At 67.2% G+C, this 21165-nt stretch carries 20 protein-coding genes and 1 pseudogene; 18 read left to right on the top strand and 3 right to left on the bottom strand.

All coding sequences use genetic code 11. The features are described from left to right. Positions 1 to 20 precede the first annotated feature (20 nt). The 7 genes from NHH88_09585 to NHH88_09615 all read left to right on the top strand — a co-directional run bounded on the left by NHH88_09585 (position 21) and on the right by NHH88_09615 (position 6138). Entirely contained in the window at positions 21 to 818 is a 798-nt protein-coding gene (locus tag NHH88_09585) for an alpha/beta hydrolase (protein ID USX16012.1), read from the top strand. A gap of 87 nt (positions 819 to 905) precedes the next feature. Next, entirely contained in the window at positions 906 to 1577 is a 672-nt protein-coding gene (locus NHH88_09590; protein ID USX16013.1) for a heavy metal response regulator transcription factor, read from the top strand. Then, positions 1574 to 3019 (top strand): heavy metal sensor histidine kinase, encoded by a 1446-nt coding sequence (locus NHH88_09595; GenBank protein USX16014.1) that lies wholly within the window; start codon positions 1574 to 1576, stop codon positions 3017 to 3019. Before NHH88_09590 ends, NHH88_09595 begins: the two co-directional genes overlap by 4 nt. Positions 3020 to 3104: 85 nt before the next feature. Beyond that, a complete protein-coding gene (locus NHH88_09600; GenBank protein ID USX16015.1) occupies positions 3105 to 3596 on the top strand; it encodes a VOC family protein in 492 nt (163 codons plus the stop codon). Continuing rightward, positions 3593 to 4006 carry a YciI family protein gene (locus NHH88_09605; protein USX16016.1) on the top strand — a complete coding sequence of 138 codons (414 nt, stop codon included), beginning with the start codon at positions 3593 to 3595 and terminating at the stop codon, positions 4004 to 4006. Before NHH88_09600 ends, NHH88_09605 begins: the two co-directional genes overlap by 4 nt. 40 nt (positions 4007 to 4046) lie before the next feature. Continuing rightward, the gene (locus NHH88_09610) at positions 4047 to 4859 is read left to right on the top strand and encodes a YciI family protein (GenBank protein USX16017.1); all 813 of its coding nucleotides are present in this window, start codon (positions 4047 to 4049) and stop codon (positions 4857 to 4859) included. A 31-nt stretch (positions 4860 to 4890) separates the two neighbouring features. Beyond that, entirely contained in the window at positions 4891 to 6138 is a 1248-nt protein-coding gene (locus NHH88_09615; GenBank protein USX17306.1) for an RNA polymerase sigma factor, read from the top strand. Positions 6139 to 6262: 124 nt separating this feature from the next. Here the strand turns inward: NHH88_09615 and NHH88_09620 are convergent, their stop codons facing one another. Beyond that, positions 6263 to 6775 (bottom strand): GAF domain-containing protein, encoded by a 513-nt coding sequence (locus NHH88_09620; GenBank protein ID USX16018.1) that lies wholly within the window; start codon positions 6773 to 6775, stop codon positions 6263 to 6265. Positions 6776 to 7154: 379 nt separating this feature from the next. Between NHH88_09620 and NHH88_09625 the strand changes: the two genes are divergently transcribed. From NHH88_09625 to NHH88_09650, 6 genes are all read left to right on the top strand, one after another. After that, entirely contained in the window at positions 7155 to 7388 is a 234-nt protein-coding gene (locus NHH88_09625) for a hypothetical protein (GenBank protein ID USX16019.1), read from the top strand. 87 nt (positions 7389 to 7475) lie between these two features. Next, entirely contained in the window at positions 7476 to 8573 is a 1098-nt protein-coding gene (locus NHH88_09630; GenBank protein ID USX16020.1) for a ligase-associated DNA damage response exonuclease, read from the top strand. Further along, the gene (locus NHH88_09635; GenBank protein USX16021.1) at positions 8566 to 10209 is read left to right on the top strand and encodes an ATP-dependent DNA ligase; all 1644 of its coding nucleotides are present in this window, start codon (positions 8566 to 8568) and stop codon (positions 10207 to 10209) included. Before NHH88_09630 ends, NHH88_09635 begins: the two co-directional genes overlap by 8 nt. Further along, positions 10206 to 12716: a ligase-associated DNA damage response DEXH box helicase gene (locus NHH88_09640; protein ID USX16022.1), complete on the top strand. Its 2511-nt coding sequence runs from the start codon at positions 10206 to 10208 to the stop codon at positions 12714 to 12716. Before NHH88_09635 ends, NHH88_09640 begins: the two co-directional genes overlap by 4 nt. Before the next feature lie 50 nt (positions 12717 to 12766). After that, positions 12767 to 13444, top strand: coding sequence for a ligase-associated DNA damage response endonuclease PdeM (gene pdeM / locus NHH88_09645; protein ID USX17307.1), 678 nt, complete (start codon positions 12767 to 12769; stop codon positions 13442 to 13444). Positions 13445 to 13604: 160 nt separating this feature from the next. Next, the gene (locus tag NHH88_09650; GenBank protein ID USX16023.1) at positions 13605 to 14021 is read left to right on the top strand and encodes a hypothetical protein; all 417 of its coding nucleotides are present in this window, start codon (positions 13605 to 13607) and stop codon (positions 14019 to 14021) included. A gap of 93 nt (positions 14022 to 14114) precedes the next feature. On the opposite strand, the pseudogene NHH88_09655 reads toward NHH88_09650, so the two are convergent. Together NHH88_09655 and NHH88_09660 are read right to left on the bottom strand one after the other, a co-directional pair. Then, positions 14115 to 15844: pseudogene (locus NHH88_09655) on the bottom strand (molecular chaperone DnaK). Between the two features lie 96 nt (positions 15845 to 15940). Continuing rightward, complete coding sequence (locus NHH88_09660) at positions 15941 to 16438, bottom strand: pyridoxamine 5'-phosphate oxidase family protein (protein USX16024.1); 498 nt, start codon at positions 16436 to 16438, stop codon at positions 15941 to 15943. Between the two features lie 235 nt (positions 16439 to 16673). Here NHH88_09660 and NHH88_09665 point away from each other — a divergent pair, with 235 nt between their 5' ends. The 5 genes from NHH88_09665 to NHH88_09685 are packed head-to-tail and all read left to right on the top strand — an operon-like array spanning position 16674 to position 21141. Beyond that, positions 16674 to 17312, top strand: coding sequence for a PepSY-associated TM helix domain-containing protein (locus tag NHH88_09665; GenBank protein USX16025.1), 639 nt, complete (start codon positions 16674 to 16676; stop codon positions 17310 to 17312). 34 nt (positions 17313 to 17346) lie between these two features. Continuing rightward, complete coding sequence (locus NHH88_09670) at positions 17347 to 17862, top strand: DUF2271 domain-containing protein (GenBank protein USX16026.1); 516 nt, start codon at positions 17347 to 17349, stop codon at positions 17860 to 17862. 13 nt (positions 17863 to 17875) lie between these two features. Continuing rightward, complete coding sequence (locus tag NHH88_09675) at positions 17876 to 18700, top strand: DUF4198 domain-containing protein (GenBank protein ID USX16027.1); 825 nt, start codon at positions 17876 to 17878, stop codon at positions 18698 to 18700. Between the two features lie 36 nt (positions 18701 to 18736). Next, positions 18737 to 19774, top strand: a complete 1038-nt coding sequence (locus NHH88_09680; GenBank protein ID USX16028.1) for an FAD:protein FMN transferase — start codon at positions 18737 to 18739, stop codon at positions 19772 to 19774. Positions 19775 to 19779: 5 nt separating this feature from the next. After that, the gene (locus NHH88_09685; protein USX16029.1) at positions 19780 to 21141 is read left to right on the top strand and encodes a sulfite reductase subunit alpha; all 1362 of its coding nucleotides are present in this window, start codon (positions 19780 to 19782) and stop codon (positions 21139 to 21141) included. Positions 21142 to 21165: the final 24 nt, after the last annotated feature.

Here is a 21165-nt window from a genome sequence, read left to right on the forward strand (position 1 = left end):
TAACTTGTATGGAGCCCGTCATGAAAAACCGTTCTTTAGCCGCCATCGCCGCCTTTGGCCTGGCTTCCGCGCTGGCCGCCGGCCACGCGGCCGCAGCGTCGTCCACCGCCGCCCCGGTTGTCCGCAACGTCGTGCTGGTGCACGGCGCCTACGCCGACGGCTCGGGGTGGAACGATGTCATCGCGCGCTTGCAGCAGGCCGGCATGCACGTGACGTCGGTGCAGAACCCCCTGACGTCGCTGGCCGACGACGCCGCCGCCACGCGCCGCGCGCTGGCGCAGCAGGACGGCCCGACCATCCTGGTGGGCCACTCGTGGGCCGGCACCGTGATCAGCGAGACCGGCACCGACGAAAAGGTCGCCGCGCTGGTCTACCTGGCCGCGCGCGCGCCAGATGCCGGCGAGGACTACGGCGCGCTGGCGGCCAAGTTCCCGACGCCGCCGGCCGCCGCCGGCCTGGTCAAGACCGCCGACGGCTTCGCGCAATTGAGCGAAGAAGCCTTCGTGCGCGACTTCGCCGGCGATATCGACCCGGCCCGGGCGCGCGTGCTGTATGCCTCCCAGGGACGGGTGGCGCAAACCCTGTTCGGCAGCCGCACCACCCAGGCGGCCTGGAAGGTCAAGCCGACCTACTACGCCGTGTCGACCAACGACCGCACCACGTCACCGGAGCTGGAGCGCTTTGTCGCCAAGCGCATGGGCGCCAAGACCATCGAGCTCGAATCGAGCCACGTGGCGATGCTCTCGCACCCGGACGAAGTGGCCAACCTGATCCTGGAAGCGGCCCGCTCGACCAGTTCGGCCAGTTCGGCCAGATGAGGCGCGCGCCGGCCATCCTGTATCCTTGACGGTCGAATGACGGATTTGTAATCCACAACGGCCCTCAAACCCGGGACAATGGACAGCATGAAAATACTGGTGGTGGAAGACGAGCCCAAGGCGGGCGATTACCTGGTCAAGGGCTTGCGCGAGTCCGGCTACGTGGCGGACCTGGCGCGCAACGGCGTCGACGGCCTGGCGCTGGCGCTGGAGCACGACTACGACCTGATCGTGCTGGACGTGATGCTGCCGCAAATGGACGGCTGGTCGGTGCTGTCCAAGCTGCGCGAGCGCAAGCACACGCCGGTGCTGTTCCTGACCGCGCGCGACGATGTGGCCGACCGGGTCAAGGGGCTGGAGCTGGGCGCCGACGACTATCTGGTCAAGCCGTTCGCCTTCGCCGAGCTGCTGGCCCGCATCAAGACCTTGATGCGGCGCGGTCCGGTGCGCGAGGCCGACGTGCTGCGCGTGGCCGATCTGGAGATCGACGTGCTGCGCCGCCGCGTCACGCGCCAGGCCCAGCGCATCGAGCTGACGGCCAAGGAGTTCGCGCTGCTGCACCTGCTGGCCAAGCGCCAGGGCGAGGTGCTGTCGCGTACGCAAATCGCGTCGATGGTGTGGGACATGAACTTCGATTCCGACACCAACGTCGTCGATGTCGCCATCCGCCGCCTGCGCGCCAAGATCGACGATCCGTATCCGCTCAAGCTGATCCAGACGGTGCGCGGCATCGGCTACCTGGTCGAGGAGCGCGCGTGACGGTGGCGCCGGCCACGCCGACCGCCAAGGCGCGCAGGCCGCGTCCGCTCTCGCTGACCCTGCGGGTGGCGCTGCTGCTGTCGGCGGTGGCGGTGGCGACCTTCCTCGCCGTCGGCGCCTATCTGTACCAGACCCTGGCCAGCCAGATGGCCGAGCGCGACGACATCGAGTTGATCGGCAAGGTGGCGCAGATCCGCCGCATCCTGGCCGAGCTGCCGTCGCCCCAGGCGATCGTGCAAAATCCCCGTCCGCTGACGGACGCGCTGTTCGGCCATGACGACTTCATGCTCAGCGTCAAAGGCCTGGACGGCGCGCCGCTGCTGCGCACCTCGCTCACCTCGCGGCCGCTGCCGCAGGTGGCGCGCGTGCCGCCACGGCAGGCGCTGACGCTGGCCGACGTGCACGACTGGACGCCGGCCATGGGCACCGGCCGGATGGTCAGCGCGGTCGGGCTGGTGGGCGCGGACGGCCTGCCGGTGCAGATCACGCTGGCGCGCGAGCGCTCGGACCGGCTGCGCATCATGCGCAACTACGCGGTCGACCTGTTCGTCGCCTTGTGCGTGGGCGCCACCCTGGCCGCCTTGTTCGGCTACGCCATCGTGCGCCACAGCATGCGGCGCCTGCGCTCGGTCATCGGCAAGGCCAACGACATCAACACCAGCCGCCTGAACACGCGGCTGTCGGTGGAGGACGCGCCGGTCGAGCTGCGCGAGATGGGCCAGGCCTTCAACGCCATGCTCGACCGGCTGGAGGATGGCGTGCAGCGCCTGTCGGGCTTTGCCGCCGACCTCGCGCACGACCTGCGCACGCCGGTCAACACCTTGATGATGGAGACCCAGGTGGCGCTGTCGCGCCCGCGCACGGTGCAGGAGTACCAGGCGCTGCTGGCCTCCAACTCCGAGGAGTACGAGCGGCTGGCGCGCATGATCGAGAACACGCTGTTCCTGGCGCGGGTGGACAACGCCCAGCTGGGCTTGCGGCGCGAATCGGTCGATCTGAGCGCCGAGCTGCAACGCATCCACGACTATTTCGAGATCCTCGCCGACGATGTCGGCGTGCGGCTGACGGTCGACGCACCGCCGCTGCGGATCGACGTCGATCCGGTGCTGCTGCAGCGCGCGGTGGGCAACCTGGTGTCGAACGCGATCCGCCACACGCCGGCCGGCGGCCAGGTGGCCATGTCGGCGCGCGAAACGGCCGACGGCGTCGAATTGGCCGTCAGCAACACCGGTCCCGGCATCGCCGCCGAACACTTGCCGCACATCTTCGACCGTTACTACCGGGCCGATCCGGCCCGCTCGGACCACGCGCACTCGGCGGGCCTGGGCCTGTCCATCGTGCGCGCCATCATGGAATTGCATGATGGCAAGATCAGGGTCGACAGTGTGCCGGGCGCCGAGACGGTTTTTTACCTGTCGTTTGAAAAAACTCAAAATATTTAAAAAAAGCTGTCGATTTGGTTTGTGCTGCTTCGTCGTGGAGGTAGAGTGGGATGTCTCACTCGGTTCAACCACTTAGGAGATCACCATGACTGCACAAGTAGAACCCATCCCCAAGCACATGCACTCGGTCACCCCGCATCTGGTGTGCGACGGCGCGGCCGAAGCCATCGAATTCTATAAGAAAGCCTTCGGCGCTGTGGAAGGCGGACGCATGCAGACGCCGGACGGCAAGATCATGCACGCCGAAGTGCGCATCGGCGATTCGACCGTGATGCTGGTCGACGAGTTTCCCGACTATGGCAGCGTCGGCCCCAGAAAGCTCAACGGCAGCCCCGTGACCATCCACCTGTACGTGCCGGACGTGGACCGGGTGTTCGAACAGGCGCTCGCCGCCGGCGCCACCGTGCGCATGCCGCTGGAAGACCAATTCTGGGGCGACCGCTACGGCCAGGTCGTCGATCCGTTCGGCCACAACTGGTCGATCGCCACCCATGTCAAGGACATGACGCAGGAAGAGATGATGGCGGCGATGAACGAGATGCAGCCCGACCAAGCCAACTGCGGGCCACAATCATGAGATTCATGATCATCGTCAAAGCCACCGAGGACTCGGAAGCGGGCAAGATGCCGAGCACCGAATTGCTGACGGCCATGGGCAAGTTCAACGAGGAACTGGTCAACGCCGGCGTGCTGCTGGCCGGCGAGGGCCTGCAACCCAGTTCCAAGGGTGCGCGCATCCGCTATGAGGGCACACAGCGCACCGTCATCGACGGCCCGTTCCCCGAGACCCGGGAGCTGGTGGCCGGCTTCTGGCTGATCCAGGTCAAGTCGAAGGAGGAGGCCATCGAATGGATGAAGCGTTGCCCGAATCCGTCCGACGGCCCGTCCGAGATCGAGATCCGCCAGGTGTTCGAGCTGGAGGATTTCGGCGACGCCGCCACGCCCGAGGTCGTGGCGCAGGAAGAGGCCTTGCGCGCACGCTTGTGAAGCTGCTACCTTTACGCTAAATCTTTTTCAGGAGCAATCAATGGAATTCATGGTACTGCGCCGCGCAAACCAGAGCACGGAGCGGGGCGAACAGCCGCCGGCGCTCGAGCCGGGCGTTTTCCTGCGTCCCAGCACCGAGGCGGTGCGCCTGACGCGCCGTGACGGCGAGTGGTTGCAGAGCACCGGCCCGTTTTCGCCGAAGGAGCTGGTCGCCGGCTTCACCCTGGTCGAGGCGGCCTCGCGCGAGGACGTCATCGAACAGGTGCGCTGGTGGCCGCTGTTCGACAGCGGCGCGGTCTATGAAATCCGCGATCCCGGTTGCGTCGGTGGCTGCCACAGCATCGACGAGCGCGGCACGGTGCTGGGCAACATGCCACAGCGCGACGTCGCGCTCAAGCGCTTCGTCGTGTTCCTGCGCTCGGACGTCGAGGCGGAGGCCGACCTGGCGCCGCCGCCGGAAGTCATCGACCGTATGAACGAGAGCAACGAGGCGGCCGTGCGCGAGCGCGTGCTGCTGGCCGGCGCCGGCCTGCGCGGCACCGGCACCGGCGCGCGCGTGCATTTCGCCAATTCGAAGACCACGGTGGTCGACGGGCCCTTCACGGAAGTGAAGGAACTGATCGCCGGCTACTGGATGGTGCAGGCGGCCACGCTCGAGCAGGCCATCGCCTGGGCCAAGGCCTATCCGTATCCGCACCGGGGCGACCTGACCCTGGAGATACGCGAGGCGTGCGAGCGCATCGAGCACCAGGAATTCACCCCGGAGATGCGCGCTGCCGAAGAGCGCCTGCGCGCCGAACTGCTGGAAGCGGGCCTGCGCGGCGCCTTCGGCAAGAAGAACCGTGGCCTCTGACGTCGCCCGGATCGTCGAGGCGGTGTGGCGGATGGAATCCGCCAAGATCATCGCTGTGCTGGCGCGCATGCTGCGCGATGTCGGCCAGGCCGAGGAACTGGCGCAGGACGCGCTGGTGCTGGCGCTGGAGCGCTGGCCCGAAACCGGCGTGCCCGAGCAGCCGGCCGCCTGGCTGACCACGGTCGCCAAGAACCGCGCGCTGGACGTGCTGCGGCGGCGCCAGCTGCATCAGGAGAAGGAAGCGGCGCTCAGCTACGAGATCGAGGGCATGTTGCAGGACGCCGCGCCGGACCTGGAGGTGGCGGTGGCCGACGCGCTGGAAAACGATATCGGCGACGATTTGCTGCGGCTGGTGTTCGTGGCCTGCCATCCGGTGCTGCCGACCGACGGCCGGGTGGCGCTGACGTTGCGCCTGCTGGGCGGCCTGAGCACCGAGGAGATCGCCCGCGCCTTCCTGGTGCCGGAATCGACGGTGGCGCAGCGCATCGTGCGCGCCAAGCGCACCCTGGCCGAGGCCAAGGTGCCGTTCGAGGCGCCGCGCGCGCACGAGCTCGTCGAGCGGCTGGCGTCGGTGCTTCAGGTGGTCTATCTGATTTATAACGAGGGCTATTCGGCCAGCGCCGGCGCCGACTGGATGCGGCCGGCGTTGTGCGAGGAGGCGCTGCGGCTGGGGCGCATCCTGGCCGAGCTGGCGCCGCAGGAGCCCGAGGTGCACGGGCTGGTGGCGCTGATGGAGATCCAGTCGTCGCGCGCCCGCGCAAGGGTGGGGCCGGGTGGCGAGCCGATCCTGTTGCTGGAGCAGGATCGTTCGCGCTGGGACCAGTTGTTAATACGGCGCGGTTTGTCGGCGCTGGCGCGGGCCGAGCGCACCGGCCGGGGACTGGGGCCGTATGGCGTGCAGGCCGCGATCGCCGCCTGTCATGCGCGGGCGCGGCTGGCGTCGGATACGGACTGGGGACGGATCGCCGCGCTGTACGACGCGTTGTCGCAGCTGGCGCCGTCGCCGGTGGTCGAGCTTAACCGGGCGGTGGCGGTGTCGATGGCGTTCGGGCCGGAGGCGGGGCTGGAGGTGGTGGACGGCTTGCTGGACGTGGCGGCGCTGAAGAACTACCATCTGCTGCCGAGCGTGCGGGGGGATTTTCTCGCCAAGCTGGGGCGCAACGAGGAGGCCAGGGCGGAGCTGGAGCGCGCCGCGCAATTGACGCAGAACGAGCGCGAGCGGACGTTGTTGCTGGCCCGAGCCGGCCAGCTAAGCATGCATCGCCACGGAGACACGTAGGGGGGATTAGGCGGAACGCCGTAATCCACCATTGTATGCGCCGCCGCGACGCATGCATGGCCGATTACGCTTCGCTAATCCGCCCTACGTGTGCCCGAGGTTTTTCCACCGCCATGGCGCGGGATTACGCAGCCACCAGCGTCGCTTCCAGCACCTTGACCAGCGCCTCGATGCCATCGGCATCGGTCTGATCGAAACGGTTCGGCAGCGGGCTGTCCAGATCGAACACGCCGACGATTTCGCCGTTGGCGCCGCGCACCGGCACCACCAGCTCGGAACGCGAATTCACATCGCAGGCGATATGTCCCGGGAACGCATGCACATCCGGGACGACAATCGATTTACCCTCCACCACCGTGGTGCCGCACACCCCGCGGCCCTTCTTGATGCGGATGCAGGCCGGCTTGCCCTGGAACGGTCCGAGCACCAGTTCGTCGCCCTTGAGGAAGTAGAACCCGGCCCAGTTCAAGCCCGGCATGCTGTTGAACACCAGCGAGCTGAAGTTGGCGGTGTTGGCGATCAAGTCGCTCTCGCCGTGCACCAGGCCCGTCAATTGCGAGCGCAGGTCGTCGAACATGGCGAGCTTGGCTTCCGGGGTGTCGGTGCTGTAGGCGGTGTCGCTGAGGGTAAAGGTCATAATATTCTTAATATCTATTAATCAATTTTGTCGATTGAGGGTACGCGAAGCGCGGGTGGGCTTCGGCCAAGCCGCTATGGTAGCCCAAGCGTGCCTGACGTGCAGCGGCAAGGAGATTAAGTCCCCCGCTTTGCCGATGAGAATCTCCAAACTAACCGGCGCATGGCCGATATTGTGCAGCGCATCGCGCGCGCCAAGGGCTGCCCGCCGGCCCAGCTGGCGCTGGCCTGGCTGCGTGAACGCCTGACTGGGCCCACGTCCCTCCTACGGTAAATGTAGGCAGTCTCCGATGGCGCGCGCCTGCCATGCAGGCTACTCTTGTCGCAGTGCGTCACGACTTGTATGGGACGCGTCTTTGACCAATCCAAACGGAAAATTTATGTCGACCAGAAAAAAGAACGCCGACTCACAGCGTCAGGGCAAGCCAAAAAATAATGATAAGCAAGAACAAGAACAACGACACACCGGCAGCGAGGGCGGGCCTGCACAGCCAAGCCCAACTGTAAGAGGCCTCGACCTCGCCGCCATGCTGATGATAGGTGACGAACACGTCGTCATCAACGGCCAGGAAGACGATAACAACAGCTTCATGGCGGAGTTCGTCGATCCCTGATGAAGGTGCGCTGCCTGACAGACGGAGGCATATGACGGGCGACAGAATCGGCTATCGTGGCTAAAAGCCGTTTTCTGAAAGCTGTTCATGTCCACACCCCCATCGACTCCATCCGACCTGGTGGTCGTCCGCAAGGAAGGCCTGTACTGCGTGCCCGGCCAGTTCTACATCGACCCCTGGCGGCCGGTGGAACGCGCCGTGATTACGCACGCCCACGGCGATCACGCGCGGGGCGGCCATCAGCACTATCTGACGGCCGAGACCGGTGTGAACGTGGTCAAGTCGCGCCTGGGACCGATCCACATCGAGGGCCTGGCCTATGGCGAGCGGGTGGTGCACAACGGCGTGACGATCTCGCTGCACCCGGCCGGTCACGTGCTGGGTTCGGCACAGGTGCGCATGGAGTACCAAGGCCAGGTGTGGGTGGCGTCCGGCGACTACAAGGTCGAGGCGGACAGCACCTGCACGCCGTTCGAGCCGGTGCGCTGCGATACCTTCATCACCGAATCGACCTTCGGCCTGCCGATCTACCAATGGCAGCCGCAGCAGGAGGTGTATGACGACATCAACGACTGGTGGCGCTCCAACGCCGAGCAGGGGCGCGCCAGCGTCATGCAGTGCTACAGCTTCGGCAAGGCGCAGCGCATCCTGAGCGGCCTGGACCCGGACATCGGCCCGATCATCTGCCACGGCGCGGTGCAGACGCTGAACCAGGTCTACCGCGACGACGGCGTGTGGCTGCCGCCGACCGTCATGGTGGGCGAGGTCGACAAGCAGGACATCGGCCGCGCCATGGTCATCGCGCCGCCGTCGGCCGCCGGTTCGCCATGGATCAAGCGCTTCGGCGACTTCAGCGACGCCTTCGCCAGCGGCTGGATGCAGTTGCGCGGCGCGCGCCGCCGGCGCGGCGTCGATCGCGGCTTCGTGCTGTCCGACCACGCCGACTGGCCGGGGCTGATGCAGGCGATCACCGCCACCGGCGCCGAGCGCGTGATCGTCACCCACGGCTCGATCCCGGTGCTGGTGCGCTGGTTGCAGCAGCAGGGCTTGCAGGCCAGCGGCTTCGACACCGAGTACGGCGACGACGAGGCCGACGAGGTCGCCGCCGCAGGCGTTGCGGCGGACCCCGTGGCGACAGCGGCGGCCGGCCGCGCCACCGAAACGGAAGGAGCCGCCGATGCGTGATTTCGCCCGCCTTTACGCGGAACTCGACGAAACGACCTCCACCAGCCGCAAGCTGGCGGCGCTGCAAGCCTACTTCAGCAGCGCGGCGCCGCAGGATGCGGCGTGGGCGGTGTACTTCCTGGCCGGCGGCAAGCCGCGCCAGGCGGTGCCGACCAAGCTGCTGCGCCAGTTCGCCATCGAATACTCGGGCCTGGACGACTGGCTGTTCGACGAGTGCTACCACGCGGTCGGCGACCTGGCCGAGACCATCGCCCACATCCTGCCGCCGCCCAGCCAGCCGAGCGACATCGGCCTGGCCGACTGGATCGAGCTGGGCATCGCGCCCTTGCGCGGCGCCGCGCCGGAGGCGGTGCGGTCGGCGCTGCTGCTGTACTGGGACCAGCTCGACACCCGCGAGCGCTTCCTGCTGACCAAGCTGATCGGCGGGGGCTTCCGCGTCGGCGTGTCGCGGCTGCTGGTGACGCGCGCGCTCAGCGCCATCGCCAACCTCGACAGCAAGCTGATCGCGCAGCGCCTGATGGGCTGGACCGACGGCAGCGTCAGTCCGACGGCGGCCGGTTTCCTGCAACTGATCGCCGCCCATACGCCGGAGGAGCACGCCCAGCGCGGCGGCCAGCCGTATCCCTTCTTCCTGGCGCACGCGCTGCTGGACCGCGAACCGGCCTCGCTGGGGGAACTGTCGGACTGGCAGGTCGAATGGAAATACGACGGCATGCGCGCGCAGCTGGTCAGCCGCGAAGGCCAGAACTGGCTGTGGTCGCGCGGCGAGGATTTGATCACCGAGCGCTTCCCGGAACTGGCGGCGCTGCGCCTGCCGGACGGCGTGGTGATCGACGGCGAGATTTTGATCTGGCACGGCGGCAACGCGCCGGCGCCGTTCGCCGATCTGCAAAAACGCATGGGCCGCAAGCAGGTGTCGGCGCGTCTGCTGGGCGAAATGCCGGCCGTGCTGGTGGCGTACGACCTGCTGGAGATGGACGGCCGCGACCTGCGCGAGCTGCCGCAGTCGGAACGGCGGCGCATGCTCGAACAACTGGTGAACATGCTGCGCGCGCAGCAGGCGGCGCCGCAGCTGCGCCTGTCGCCGCTGATCGTCGCCGACAGCTGGGAGCACCTGGCGCAAATCCGCGAGGAGTCGCGCGAGCGCGGCGTCGAGGGCATGATGCTCAAGGCGAACGACGCCAGGTATGGCGTCGGCCGCACCAAGAACGTCGGCACGTGGTGGAAGTGGAAGATCGACCCGTACAGCGTCGACGCGGTGCTGATCTACGCGCAGAGCGGCCATGGGCGGCGGGCGTCGCTGTACACCGACTACACCTTCGCCGTGTGGGAGAAGGAAGACGGCGGCGAGCGCAAGCTGGTGCCGTTCGCCAAGGCCTACTCGGGGTTGACCGACGCCGAGATCGCCAAGGTGGACCAGGCCATCCGCAAGACCACGGTGGAAAAATTCGGGCCGGTGCGCAGCGTCACGCCCAGCATGGTGTTCGAGATCGGCTTCGAGGGCATCGCCAGCTCGCCGCGCCACAAGTCCGGCATCGCCGTGCGCTTTCCCCGCATCCTGCGCCAGCGCGACGATAAATCGATCGACGAAGCGGACACGCTCGATACGCTGAAAAGCCTGCTGGCGACGTCATGAGCGGGCCGCCCGGCCCCTTGCCAGCGAAGCTCAAGACCACGGCGGCGGTCACGCAAACGAAGGCCTGGTTCGCCGCGCGCGGCTGGAGCGTGTTCCCGTTCCAGCGCGAGGTGTGGGCGGCGGCGGCGGCCGGCCACTCGGGGCTGCTGCACGCCAGCACCGGCGCCGGCAAGACCTACGCCGTGTGGTTTGCCGCCTTGCAGCGCGCGGCGGCAGTGGCGAAACCCAGGGCGGGTCTGAAGGTGCTGTGGATCACGCCGATGCGGGCGCTGGCCGCCGACACCTTGCGGGCGCTGCAGGAGTCGCTCGAGGCCATGGAGGGACTGGCGACCGGCGGCAAAAGCGCCTGGCAAATCGAGGCGCGCACCGGCGACACCAGTTCCGCCCAGCGCGCCCGCCAAAACAAGAAGCTGCCCGACACGCTGATCACCACGCCCGAAAGCCTGACCCTGCTGCTGAGCAAGGCGGAGGCGGCCACCCAGTTCGCCCAGCTCGACATGATCATCATCGACGAATGGCATGAGCTGATGGGCAACAAGCGCGGCGTGCAGACGCAGCTGGCGCTGGCGCGCTTGCGCATGTGGAATCCGGCGCTGCTGGTGTGGGGCCTGTCGGCCACGCTGGGCAACCTCGAGCAGGCCAAGCAGGCGCTGATGCCGGACGGCGTGACCGTCGAAGGCCACGTGGCCAAGGAGATCCAGGTCGACACCCTGATCCCGGCCAACCCGTCGCGTTTTCCGTGGGGCGGCCACCTGGGCATCCAGATGCTCGGGCCGGTCATCGCGGAGATCGAAAAGCACGCCACCACCTTGGTGTTCACCAACACGCGTTCGCAGGCGGAGCTGTGGTACCAGCACATGCTGGAAGCGCGCCCCGACTGGGCCGGGCTGATCGCGTTGCACCACGGCTCGCTCGACAAGGAGGTGCGCGACTGGGTCGAGCAGGGCTTGAAACAAGGACAGTTGAAAGCGGTCATCTGCACCTCCAGCCTGGACCTGGGCGTGGACTTCCTGCCGGTCGAGCGCGTGCTGCAGATCGGCAGCGCCAAGGGCATCGCGCGGCTGCTGCAGCGGGCCGGCCGCAGCGGCCACGCGCCGGGCAGGATCTCGCGCCTGACCCTGGTGCCGACGCAAAGCATGGAACTGCTGGAGGCGGCCGGCGCCCGGCAGGCGGTGGCCGCGCGCGACATCGAGGCGCGGCCGGTGCCCGACAAGCCGCTCGACGTGCTGGTGCAGCATCTGGTGACGATGGCGCTGGGCGGCGGCTTCCGTTCCGAGGCGCTGTATGCGGAGGTGCGCACCGCCTGGTCGTACCGCAACCTGGGCCCGGAGGAATGGCAGTGGGCGCTCGACTTTGTCGCGCGCGGCGGCCAGACCCTGGCCGTGTATCCGGAATACCGGCGCGTGCTGCCGGACGAGGAGGGCGTCTACCGCGTGCCGGATGTGGCGCTGGGACGGCGCCACCGCATGGGCATCGGCACCATCGTGTCCGACAGTTCGCTGCAGGTCAAATACCTCAGCGGCGGGCGCATCGGCAGCGTCGAGGAATCGTTCATTTCGCGCCTGCGCAAGGGCGACCATTTCCTGTTCGGCGGCCGCATCCTGGAATTCGTCCGCCTGCACGAAATGACCGCCTACGTGCGGCGCGCCACCGGCGTCAAGAAAGGCGCGGTGCCGCGCTGGCAGGGCGGCAAGATGCCGATGTCGTCGGAGCTGGCGCACGCGGCGCTGGAGCAATTGCGGCTCGCCACCCTGGACCGCTACGAGGGACCGGAGATGCAGGCGATCAAGCCGCTGCTGGAAATCCAGCGGCGCTGGTCGGCGCTGCCGACGCCGGACACCACCGTGGTCGAGAGCATGCAGAGCCGCGAGGGCCGCCACCTGTTCATGTTCCCGTTCGCCGGGCGCTCGGTGCACATCGGCTTGGCGTCCTTGCTGGCGTGGCGGGTCGGCCGGGTGACGCCGGTGACGTTCTCGATCGCCGTCAACGACTACGGCTTCGAGCTGCTGGCGCCGCAGGAGATCGACTGGGAGGCGCTGATCGGTCCGGGCGATGGGGCGCGCGTCGGCCTGTTCAGCACCGACCATTTGCTGGAGGACGTGCTGGCCAGCCTGAACGCGACCGAGCTGTCGCAGCGGCGCTTCCGCGAGATCGCCCGCATCGCCGGGCTGGTGTTCCAGGGCTATCCCGGACAGCCCAAAAGCGCGCGCCAGTTGCAGGCGTCGTCGTCGCTGTTCTATGCGGTGTTCACCCAGCACGACGCTGGCAATTTGCTACTCACCCAGGCCCAGCGCGAGGTGCTCGAGCAGGAACTGGAATTGAACCGCCTGCGCGTTACATTAGAGGCGTTGCAAACGCGTCAAGTCAGTTATCATGGAACCAAGCGGGCGACGCCGTTCGGCTTCGCGCTGATGGTCGAGCGCTTCCGCGAAAAGCTCAGTACCGAAAAACTGTCGGATCGCGTCGCCAGGCTGGTGCGCGAACTTGAAAAGGCGGCCGGACCATGACAATTGCAATCAGCAAGGCACAACAGATGGAGGAAGCCGGCGTCGCCGGTATGGCGGGCACTTTGGCCATCGAGCTGGCGGGCGAGCAGGTGCTGCTGTTGCCGGAGAAGGCGCTGTACTGGCCGCGCGAGAAAATGTTGATCATCGCCGATATCCACTTCGGCAAGGCGGCCTCGTTCCGCGCGCTGGGGGTGCCGGTGCCGGGCGGGACGACGTCGGCCAATCTGCGCGCGCTCGACGGTTTGCTGGCGCGGCACGCGGTGCGCGAGATACTGTTCCTGGGCGACTTCCTGCATGCCAAGGCGGCCCACGCCGAGGCGACGATGACCGCGATCCACGGCTGGCGCCTGGCGCGGCCGGCGCTGAAGCTGACGGTCGTGCGCGGCAACCACGACGCCCACGCCGGCGATCCGCCGGCCCGCCTTGCCATCGACATGGTCGACGAGCCGTTGCGGCAGGCGCCGTTCGCGTTTTGCCACCATCCGGACCTGCTGGTGTCCGGCTACCTGATGGCCGGCCACGTGCATCCCGTGTACCGCTTGCGCGCCGGTTGGGACTCGCTGCTGCTGCCGTGCTTTCTGGTCGGCGAGGGCAGGGTCGTGCTGCCCGCGTTCGGCGCCTTCACCGGCGGCCATCCGGTGCTGCCGGAGCCGGGCGAGCGGCTGTTCGTCACCAGCGGCGATACCGTGGTCGAGGTGCCTGTCAAACCGCATGTCGCGCCGACGTAGCAACGGCCAGGGCTTAAGCGGCGGGCCGCGCCGCTGTACAGGGAATGGTCCTACATTCTCTGCTGCGCATGTCCTATATTCCGCCGCTGGGCCGTGCACTACGATTGACTCCACCTGTGAAGCAAGCGGGAATGACAGCGATTCATTCAAGGAGACGATCATGGCTACTAGCGAGAGAGGTGGGAATAACGGCGGTGGAAATCAAGGCGGCAGTCGAGGCAGTAAGCAGGGCGGCAAATCCGGTAACGAGCAGAGCGAACCAAAAAAACGCGGCTTCGCATCGATGGACCCGGAACAGCAGCGCCAGATCGCCGCCGAGGGCGGCCGCGCGGCCCATCAAAAAGGGACGGCCCACGAATTCACTTCCGAAGAAGCGCGCCGCGCCGGCGCGATGAGCCACAAGAACGATTCGAACAGCCAAAGCAGCACTAGCGCCTCGCGCGGCGGTTCGGGTGGCGGCAACAAGGGCAGCGCGCGGGACGAGGATGACGATGAAGGCCGGGGTGGCGCCGGTGGCAAGGCAAGCCGCGGCGGCAGCCGTTCCGGTTCCTCCGGCAGCTCGGGCTCGAAATCCTGATCTATAGTTGATGTGCGGCCGCGCCTTCTCCTCTGGGTCCGGCCGTTTAGGCCTGCGGGCGTCGCGCCCGCAGGCTTTTTTTTGCCTGCCAACCTATTTCCGGACTTCCTTGAAGTCTGCATCGACGACGTCGTCCGGCGCCTGTCCCTGAACGCCCGCAGGCCCAGCCCCGGCGCCGGCAGTGCCGCTGCCGTTCATCCCCGCATACATCTGTTCACCCAGCTTCTGCGCCGCCGTCGACAGCGCCGCCGCTTTCGCTTCGATATCGGCCTGGTCGCTGCCCTTCAACGAGGCATCGAGCGCGGCGATGGCCGTGTCGATGCGCTCGCGGTCGGGCTCGGCCAGCTTGTCGCCGTGTTCCTGCAAGCTCTTACGGGTGGCGTGCAGCAGCGCGTCGGCGGCGTTGCGCGCATCCACCAGCGCCTTGGCGCGGCGGTCGTCCTCGGCGTGGGCGGCCGCGTCCCGCACCATCTTGCGGATTTCCTGTTCCGTCAGGCCGGAGTTGGCCTTAATGGTGATCTGGTTCTCCTTGCCGGTGGCCTTGTCCTTGGCGCCCACATGCAAAATGCCGTTGGCATCGATGTCGAAGCTGACCTCGATCTGCGGCGAGCCGCGCGGCGCCGGCGGAATGCCGACCAGGTTGAATTCTCCCAGCAGCTTGTTGCCGCTGACGATGTCGCGTTCGCCCTGGTAGACCTTGACCGTCACCGCCGGCTGGTTGTCGTCGGCTGTGGTGTAGACCTGGCTGAAGCGGGTCGGGATGGTGGTGTTCTTCGGGATCATCTTGGTCATCACGCCGCCCAGCGTCTCGATGCCGAGCGACAGCGGCGTGACGTCCATCAGCAGCACGTCGCTGCGCTCGCCCGACAGCACCGAGGCCTGGATCGCCGCGCCCACCGCCACCGCCTCGTCCGGGTTGACGTCCTTGCGCGCCTCCTTGCCGAACAGCTCGCGCACGGCCTGCTGCACGCGCGGCATGCGCGTCATGCCGCCGACGAGGATCACGTCGTCGATCTTGTCGACGCCAAGGCCGGCGTCCTTGAGCGCCGTCTGGCACGGCGCGACGGTGCGGGCGATCAGGTCCTCGACCAGCGACTCGAGCTTGGCGCGCGTGAGCTTGAGGCCCAGATGGGCCGGCGAGCCGTTGGCCATGGCGATGTAGGGTTCGTTGATGTCGGTCTGCTGCGTCGACGACAGCTCGATCTTGGCGCGCTCGGCGGCGCTCTTGATGCGCTGCAGGGCGATCGGGTCGCGTGCTTGCGGTCGCCCCGGGTGGTCTTGTCGAGGCCGAAGGCCAGCGCGGCGGCGGTCGGCTCGTTGATGATGCGCTTGACGTCGAGGCCGGCGATGCGGCCGGCGTCCTTGGTGGCCTGACGCTGCGAATCGTTGAAGTAGGCCGGCACCGTGATGACGGCGTCGCTGACTTTTTCGCCGAGGTAGGCCTCGGCGGTCTGCTTCATCTTGCGCAGCACCTCGGCCGAGACCTGCTGCGGCGCCTGCTTGTTGCCGCGCGCCTCGATCCAAGCGTCGCCGTTGTCGGCGCGGATGATGGTGTAGGGCATCAGGTGGATGTCCTTCTGCACCTCGGGCTCGTCGAACTTGCGCCCGATCAGGCGCTTGACGGCGTACAGCGTGTTTTTCGGATTGGTGACGGCTTGCCGCCTGGCGGTCGCGCCAACCAGGATTTCGTTGTCGAGGTAGGCGACCACCGAGGGCGTGGTGCGCGCGCCCTCCGCGTTTTCAATCACTTTGGCCTGGCCGCCCTCCATGACGGCGACACAGGAGTTGGTGGTGCCTAAATCGATGCCTATGGTTTTGCCCATGATTGTTCCTCCCCATGAGGCGCTGAGGTGCGCCTGTCCGGTTCAGACCATGGAGCGCCGGCTTGGTTCCGGCGTCGAGCGGGTGGTGCGGCTGTCTTACAGGCAGATCGTCGTGTGGCGCCCCATGGCAGTCGGGGGGCGGCCGCTGATCGCGGCCGTGGCGATCTGCACCAGCTGTTTCATCTTGGTCGAGCCCGCGTCCCAGTACTCGGCCGACTCGATGCGCACGCGGATCAGGGTCAGGTGCGGATCGTCGACGCCCTCGGGGAACCAGCTGCGCGCCGCCGCGTTCCACAGTTCGCGCGCTTTGGCGCGGTCCTTGAGCACGTAGGCGCGCCCGGAAATGGACAGGTAAAGGTTGCGCTCGGGGTCGGAGTAGCTGATATTAACGCCTGGATGTTGCGGCAAGTCGAGCATGAAGGCCGCCTCGTCCGAGGCGAAGAACCACAGGTTGCCCTCGTTGTCGAGCTGCTGGGTGGTCAGCGGACGGCTGGTGAGCACGTGTTCCGCGTCGAAGGTGGTGAACATGCCGAAACGCACATCCTTGATCTTGGCGGAGATGGTGTTGATCTGGTCTTGCGAATACAGCGGCATGATGCGCCTCCATGACATAAGGATGATTTCGGCCCAGCATACGTGTCGCCCGGGCCACAGTCTGTACGCGTTCTCACGCTAGCTTACTTGACTAACTTTACACAGGCGTTACATTGGACAGGTTGACAACGTAAATGATAATAATTATCATTTGTGTTTGTGCCTGCCTAAGGGCAACTATTTGGCAACTATTTCGGCGAACCAGGGACATGAATTAAGGACATGAGGACATGAAGTGAGCGCTCCACAAGCCAGCAATGCCAGCCGCGCGGTATGGCTGAAGAACCTGCACCAGTGGCACTGGATCAGCTCGGCTTTATGCCTGCTCGGCATGTTTTTGTTCAGCATTACCGGCATCACCCTGAACCATGCCTCGCAGATCGAGGCCAAGCCGACCATCGTGCGCCAGCAGGCCACCGTGCCGGCGGCGCTGACGGCGCAGTTGCGCGCCTACGCCGCCGATCACGACGGCGCCAAGGAGCCGCTGCCGGTGGCGGCCGAACAATGGTTGAGCGACACCTGGAAGGTGCAGGCCGGCGGCCGCGCCGCCGAATGGGCCGCCGACGAGGTCTACCTGCCGATGCCCAAGGCCGGCGGCGACGCCTGGGTGCGCATCGCGCTGGAGGACGGCGCGGCCGAATTCGAGAAAACCGACCGTGGCTGGATCTCCTGGCTCAACGACGTCCACAAGGGCCGCAACACGGGCGCCGCGTGGAACTGGTTCATCGACATCTTCGCCGGCGCCTGCCTGGTGTTTTGCATCACCGGCTTGCTGATCCTGAAGTTCCACGCCGCCAACCGGCCGTTCACCTGGCCGATGGTCGGCCTGGGTATCTTGATTCCGTTTGTCATCGCTTTGCTGTTCATACACTAATTTTCCAACCTCCTTCACCTCGCACGGGTACTCCATGAAATTACGTTATTCCATCGCACTGAGCCTGCCGCTGGCCAGCGCCTCGGCCATGGGCGCCGATCTGGCCCTCAAACTCGACGTGCCGCAATTGAACGTTGCCGAATACCACCGCCCTTACATCGCCGCGTGGCTGGAGAACGCCGACCAGAAAGTGGTGACCAACCTGGCCGTTCTGTATGACACCAAGAAAAAGGACAACGCCGGCACCAAGTGGCTCAAGGACATGCGGCAGTGGTGGCGCAAGACCGGGCGCGACGTCGAGATGCCGATGGACGGCGTCAGCGGTGCGACCAAGGCGCCGGGCGAAGTGTCGCTGACCTTCCCGGGCGCCAAGGCTGCTTTGGACAAACTGCCGGCCGGTAATTACACCTTGCTGGTGGAAGCGGCGCGCGAGGCGGGCGGACGCGAAGTGGTCAAGGTGCCGCTGCAGTGGCCGCCGAAGACCAAGCAGGACCTCAAAGGCCAGGGCAAGGAAGAGCTGGGCGCCGTGGTTGTACAACTGAAACCATAAGAAAGCAGGGGACATGTCTACACTGAATAAATCACTGGTCGCGCTGGCGCTGGCCGGCATGGCGCTGAGCGCGCACGCCCACAAGCCGTGGCTGCTGCCGACGTCGACCCTGGTCGAAGGCAAGGAAGCCTGGGTCACGATCGACGCCGCCATCTCGGAAGGCCTGTTCGACGTCGACCACCAGCCGCTCAAAGTCGACACCGTCGTCATCACCGGCCCGGACGGCGCCAAGCTGGAAAAGCAGAACGTCGCCAACGGCAAGATGCGCAACAGCTTCGACCTCAAGCTGCCCAAGCCGGGCACCTATAAGATCGAGCTGGTGTCGAAGAACGTGTTCGGCAGCTACAAGAACGCGGCCGGCGAAATGAAGCGCTTCCGTGGCACCGAGGAAACCCTGGCCAAGGACGTGCCGGCCGACGCGACCGAGGTCAAGCTCACCCGCACCGACAGCCGCCTGGAGACCTTCGTCTCGACCGGCGAGCCGGACATGGCAGTCTTCAAGACCACCGGCGTGGGCCTTGAGATGGTGCCCGTCACCCATCCGAACGACCTGCGCGCCGGCGAGAAGGCGACCTGGCGTTTCCTGCTCGACGGTAAGCCTGCGGCCAACCAGGGCGTGAGCCTGATCCCGGGCGGCGTGCGCTATCGCGGCACCCTGGGCGAGATCCGCCAGAACACCGACGCCAAGGGCGAGCTCACGTTCACCGTGCCGGCGGCCGGCATGTACATGGTCAGCAGCAGCTGGCCGGCGGCCGCGCCGCAGGTGCAGGGCCAGCCGCCGCAGATGGCGCCGCGCCGCGCCACCTACGCGGCGACCGTGGAAATCCTGCCGGAGTAATCCGGCATTCCATCGCCACACGTCGACAAGGTTCGCATGCGCCGGGTTCTCCTGCCTCATCATATTTCCGAAGACCCGGCGCCGGCGGGCGGCGCCATCCGCGATTTTGCCGGCCGCAGCATGGGCACCAGCTGGTCGGTGCGGCTGGTGGCCGCGCCGGAAGGCTCGCCCGGCCACCTTGCGCTCGACCATCTCCAAGATGGGCTGCAACAGCAGCTCGATTCCATCGTGGCCGAAATGAGCCACTGGGAAACCGATTCCGACCTCGGGCGCTTCAACCGCGCCGGGGCCGGTAGCTGGCTGGCCTTGCCGCCAGCCTTTTTTGACGTGCTGTCGTTCGCGATGGACGTGGCGCGCGATTCCGGCGGCGCCTACGATCCGTGCGCCGGCACCCTGGTCAACCTGTGGGGCTTCGGGCCCTACGGGCGCTTCGACCAGCCTGGATTCATTCCCCCTTCACCGGACGAGATCGCCGTCGCGCGCACCCAGCTTGCCGCCGCCGGCGTGCGGCTGGAGCGCGAAGGGCGCAAGGCCCTGCAGCCGGGCGGCGTTCAGCTCGATTTGTCGGCCGTGGCCAAGGGCTACAGCGTCGACCGGCTGGCCTACTATTTGAAAACCCAGGGCATCGAACACTACCTGGTCGAGGTCGGCGGCGAGCTGCGTGGCGCCGGCGTCAAGCCGGACGGCCAGCCGTGGTGGGTGGCGCTGGAGGAGGCGACGGATGCCTCCGCCGTGGAGGAACCCGCTTCGCTGGTGCTGGCGCTACATGGCCTGGCGGTGGCCACCTCGGGCGACTACCGGCGCTACTTCGAGCTCGACGGCAGGCGCTATTCGCACACCATCGATCCGCGCAGCGGCATGCCGATCGCCAACGACCTGGCCTCGGTCACCGTGGTGCACGGCCAGTGCATGGCGGCCGACGCCTGGTCGACCGCGCTGACGGTGCTGGGCGCCGAACAGGGCCTGGCGCTGGCTGAACGCCAGGGGCTGGCGGCGCGCTTCGTCGCCCGCGACGCCGGCGGCGGCTACACCGAACACATGAGTTCCCATTTACGCGGCATGCTAAACGAATAAGCTGAATGATCTGGACCGACGACCCTACCCGATTGCTGCTGGTGGCAGGCCTGGGCGCCAGCTATGGCCTGGTGTGCCTGATGCCGTACCTGCGCCATCGCCGCAAGCGCCAAGCGGCGCTGCGCGCCAGGGCCGAGGCGGCCGCTTCGCCCGGCTGGATCGTCGCCTATGCCAGCCAGACCGGCAACGCCGAGGCGCTGGCGCAGCAAACCCTGGCGACCTTGCGGCTGGCCGGCATCGCCGCCCAATTGAGCGAGCTGTCCGAACTGGACGCCGACGACCTGCGCCGCGCCGAGCGCATCCTGTTCCTGGTCAGCACCTACGGCGAAGGCGACGCGCCCGATGCCGCCGCCGCCTTCGCCGGCCGCCTGATGACCACCGAACTGCCGCTGGCGCACCTGCACTACGCGGTGCTGGCGCTGGGCGACAGCGCCTACGCCCAATTCTGCGGCTTCGGTCGGGCGCTGGACGCCTGGCTCGCCGCGCGCGGCGCGCACAGCCTGTTCCCGCGCATCGACGTCGACCGTAGCGCCGACGCCGCCATCGCGCAATGGCGGCAGCAATTGAGCCACCTGGCCGGCACCAGCGACGCGCCGGACTGGAGCGCGCCGGACTTCGAGGACTGGACATTGCGCACCCGCGTGGCGCTCAACCCGGGCAGCGCCGGGGCGCCGGTCTACCACCTGGAGCTGACGCCGCCGGGCGGCGTGTTGCCGGACTGGCAGTCGGGCGACCTGGTGCAGATCGCCGCGCCGGCCGAGCCGTCGCGTCCGCGCGAATACTCGATCGCCTCGATTCCGGCCGACGGCAGGGTGCACTTGCTGGTGCGCCTGCACAGCCACGACGACGGCAGCCACGGCGTGGCCTCGGGCTGGCTGACCCGCCAGGCCGAGCCGGGCCGGACGGTGCGGCTGCGGCTGCGCCAGCACCGCCGCTTCCGGCTGGAGGACAACGCGGGGCGGCCGTTGATCCTGATCGGCAACGGCAGCGGCATCGCCGGCCTGCGCGGCCACCTCAAGGCGCGCGCGCTGGCAGGGCAGGGGCGCAACTGGCTGTTGTTCGGCGAACGCAACAGCGCCCACGACTTCCATTACCGGGACGAGCTGGAGGCGATGCACCTGGCGGGACGGCTCGACCTGGACCTGGCCTGGTCGCGCGACGGCGGGGAGGCGCGCTATGTGCAGGACCTGCTGCCGGCCCGGGCCGACAAGTTGCGGGCCTGGGTGGCCGACGGCGCCGCGATCTATGTCTGCGGCAGCCTGCAGGGCATGGCGGCCGGCGTTCATCAGGCGCTCGAGGCGATACTGGGGAGTGTGCAATTGGCTGGGTTGGTCGACGAAAAGCGTTACCAACGGGATGTGTACTAACGATGCGCGGTAGCTCGCGGGTCA

The organism is Oxalobacteraceae bacterium OTU3CAMAD1 (genome assembly GCA_024123915.1).
In the GTDB taxonomy this organism is placed as follows: domain Bacteria; phylum Pseudomonadota; class Gammaproteobacteria; order Burkholderiales; family Burkholderiaceae_D; genus Rugamonas.

Excerpts from the sequence above, each read along its gene's own strand:
- NHH88_09590 (USX16013.1), top strand. The coding sequence starts at position 906 with ATGAAAATACTGGTGGTGGAAGACGAGCCCAAGGCGGGCGATTACCTG.
- NHH88_09600 (USX16015.1), top strand. The coding sequence starts at position 3,105 with ATGACTGCACAAGTAGAACCCATCCCCAAGCACATGCACTCGGTCACC.
- NHH88_09640 (USX16022.1), top strand. The coding sequence starts at position 10,206 with ATGAGCGGGCCGCCCGGCCCCTTGCCAGCGAAGCTCAAGACCACGGCG.
- pdeM (USX17307.1), top strand. The coding sequence starts at position 12,767 with ATGGCGGGCACTTTGGCCATCGAGCTGGCGGGCGAGCAGGTGCTGCTG.
- NHH88_09605 (USX16016.1), top strand. The coding sequence starts at position 3,593 with ATGAGATTCATGATCATCGTCAAAGCCACCGAGGACTCGGAAGCGGGC.
- NHH88_09670 (USX16026.1), top strand. The coding sequence starts at position 17,347 with ATGAAATTACGTTATTCCATCGCACTGAGCCTGCCGCTGGCCAGCGCC.
- NHH88_09615 (USX17306.1), top strand. The coding sequence starts at position 4,891 with ATGGAATCCGCCAAGATCATCGCTGTGCTGGCGCGCATGCTGCGCGAT.
- NHH88_09585 (USX16012.1), top strand. The coding sequence starts at position 21 with ATGAAAAACCGTTCTTTAGCCGCCATCGCCGCCTTTGGCCTGGCTTCC.
- NHH88_09680 (USX16028.1), top strand. The coding sequence starts at position 18,737 with ATGCGCCGGGTTCTCCTGCCTCATCATATTTCCGAAGACCCGGCGCCG.
- NHH88_09625 (USX16019.1), top strand. The coding sequence starts at position 7,155 with ATGTCGACCAGAAAAAAGAACGCCGACTCACAGCGTCAGGGCAAGCCA.
- NHH88_09630 (USX16020.1), top strand. The coding sequence starts at position 7,476 with ATGTCCACACCCCCATCGACTCCATCCGACCTGGTGGTCGTCCGCAAG.
- NHH88_09635 (USX16021.1), top strand. The coding sequence starts at position 8,566 with ATGCGTGATTTCGCCCGCCTTTACGCGGAACTCGACGAAACGACCTCC.
- NHH88_09660 (USX16024.1), bottom strand. The coding sequence starts at position 16,438 with ATGCCGCTGTATTCGCAAGACCAGATCAACACCATCTCCGCCAAGATC.
- NHH88_09650 (USX16023.1), top strand. The coding sequence starts at position 13,605 with ATGGCTACTAGCGAGAGAGGTGGGAATAACGGCGGTGGAAATCAAGGC.
- NHH88_09620 (USX16018.1), bottom strand. The coding sequence starts at position 6,775 with ATGACCTTTACCCTCAGCGACACCGCCTACAGCACCGACACCCCGGAA.
- NHH88_09685 (USX16029.1), top strand. The coding sequence starts at position 19,780 with ATGATCTGGACCGACGACCCTACCCGATTGCTGCTGGTGGCAGGCCTG.
- NHH88_09610 (USX16017.1), top strand. The coding sequence starts at position 4,047 with ATGGAATTCATGGTACTGCGCCGCGCAAACCAGAGCACGGAGCGGGGC.
- NHH88_09675 (USX16027.1), top strand. The coding sequence starts at position 17,876 with ATGTCTACACTGAATAAATCACTGGTCGCGCTGGCGCTGGCCGGCATG.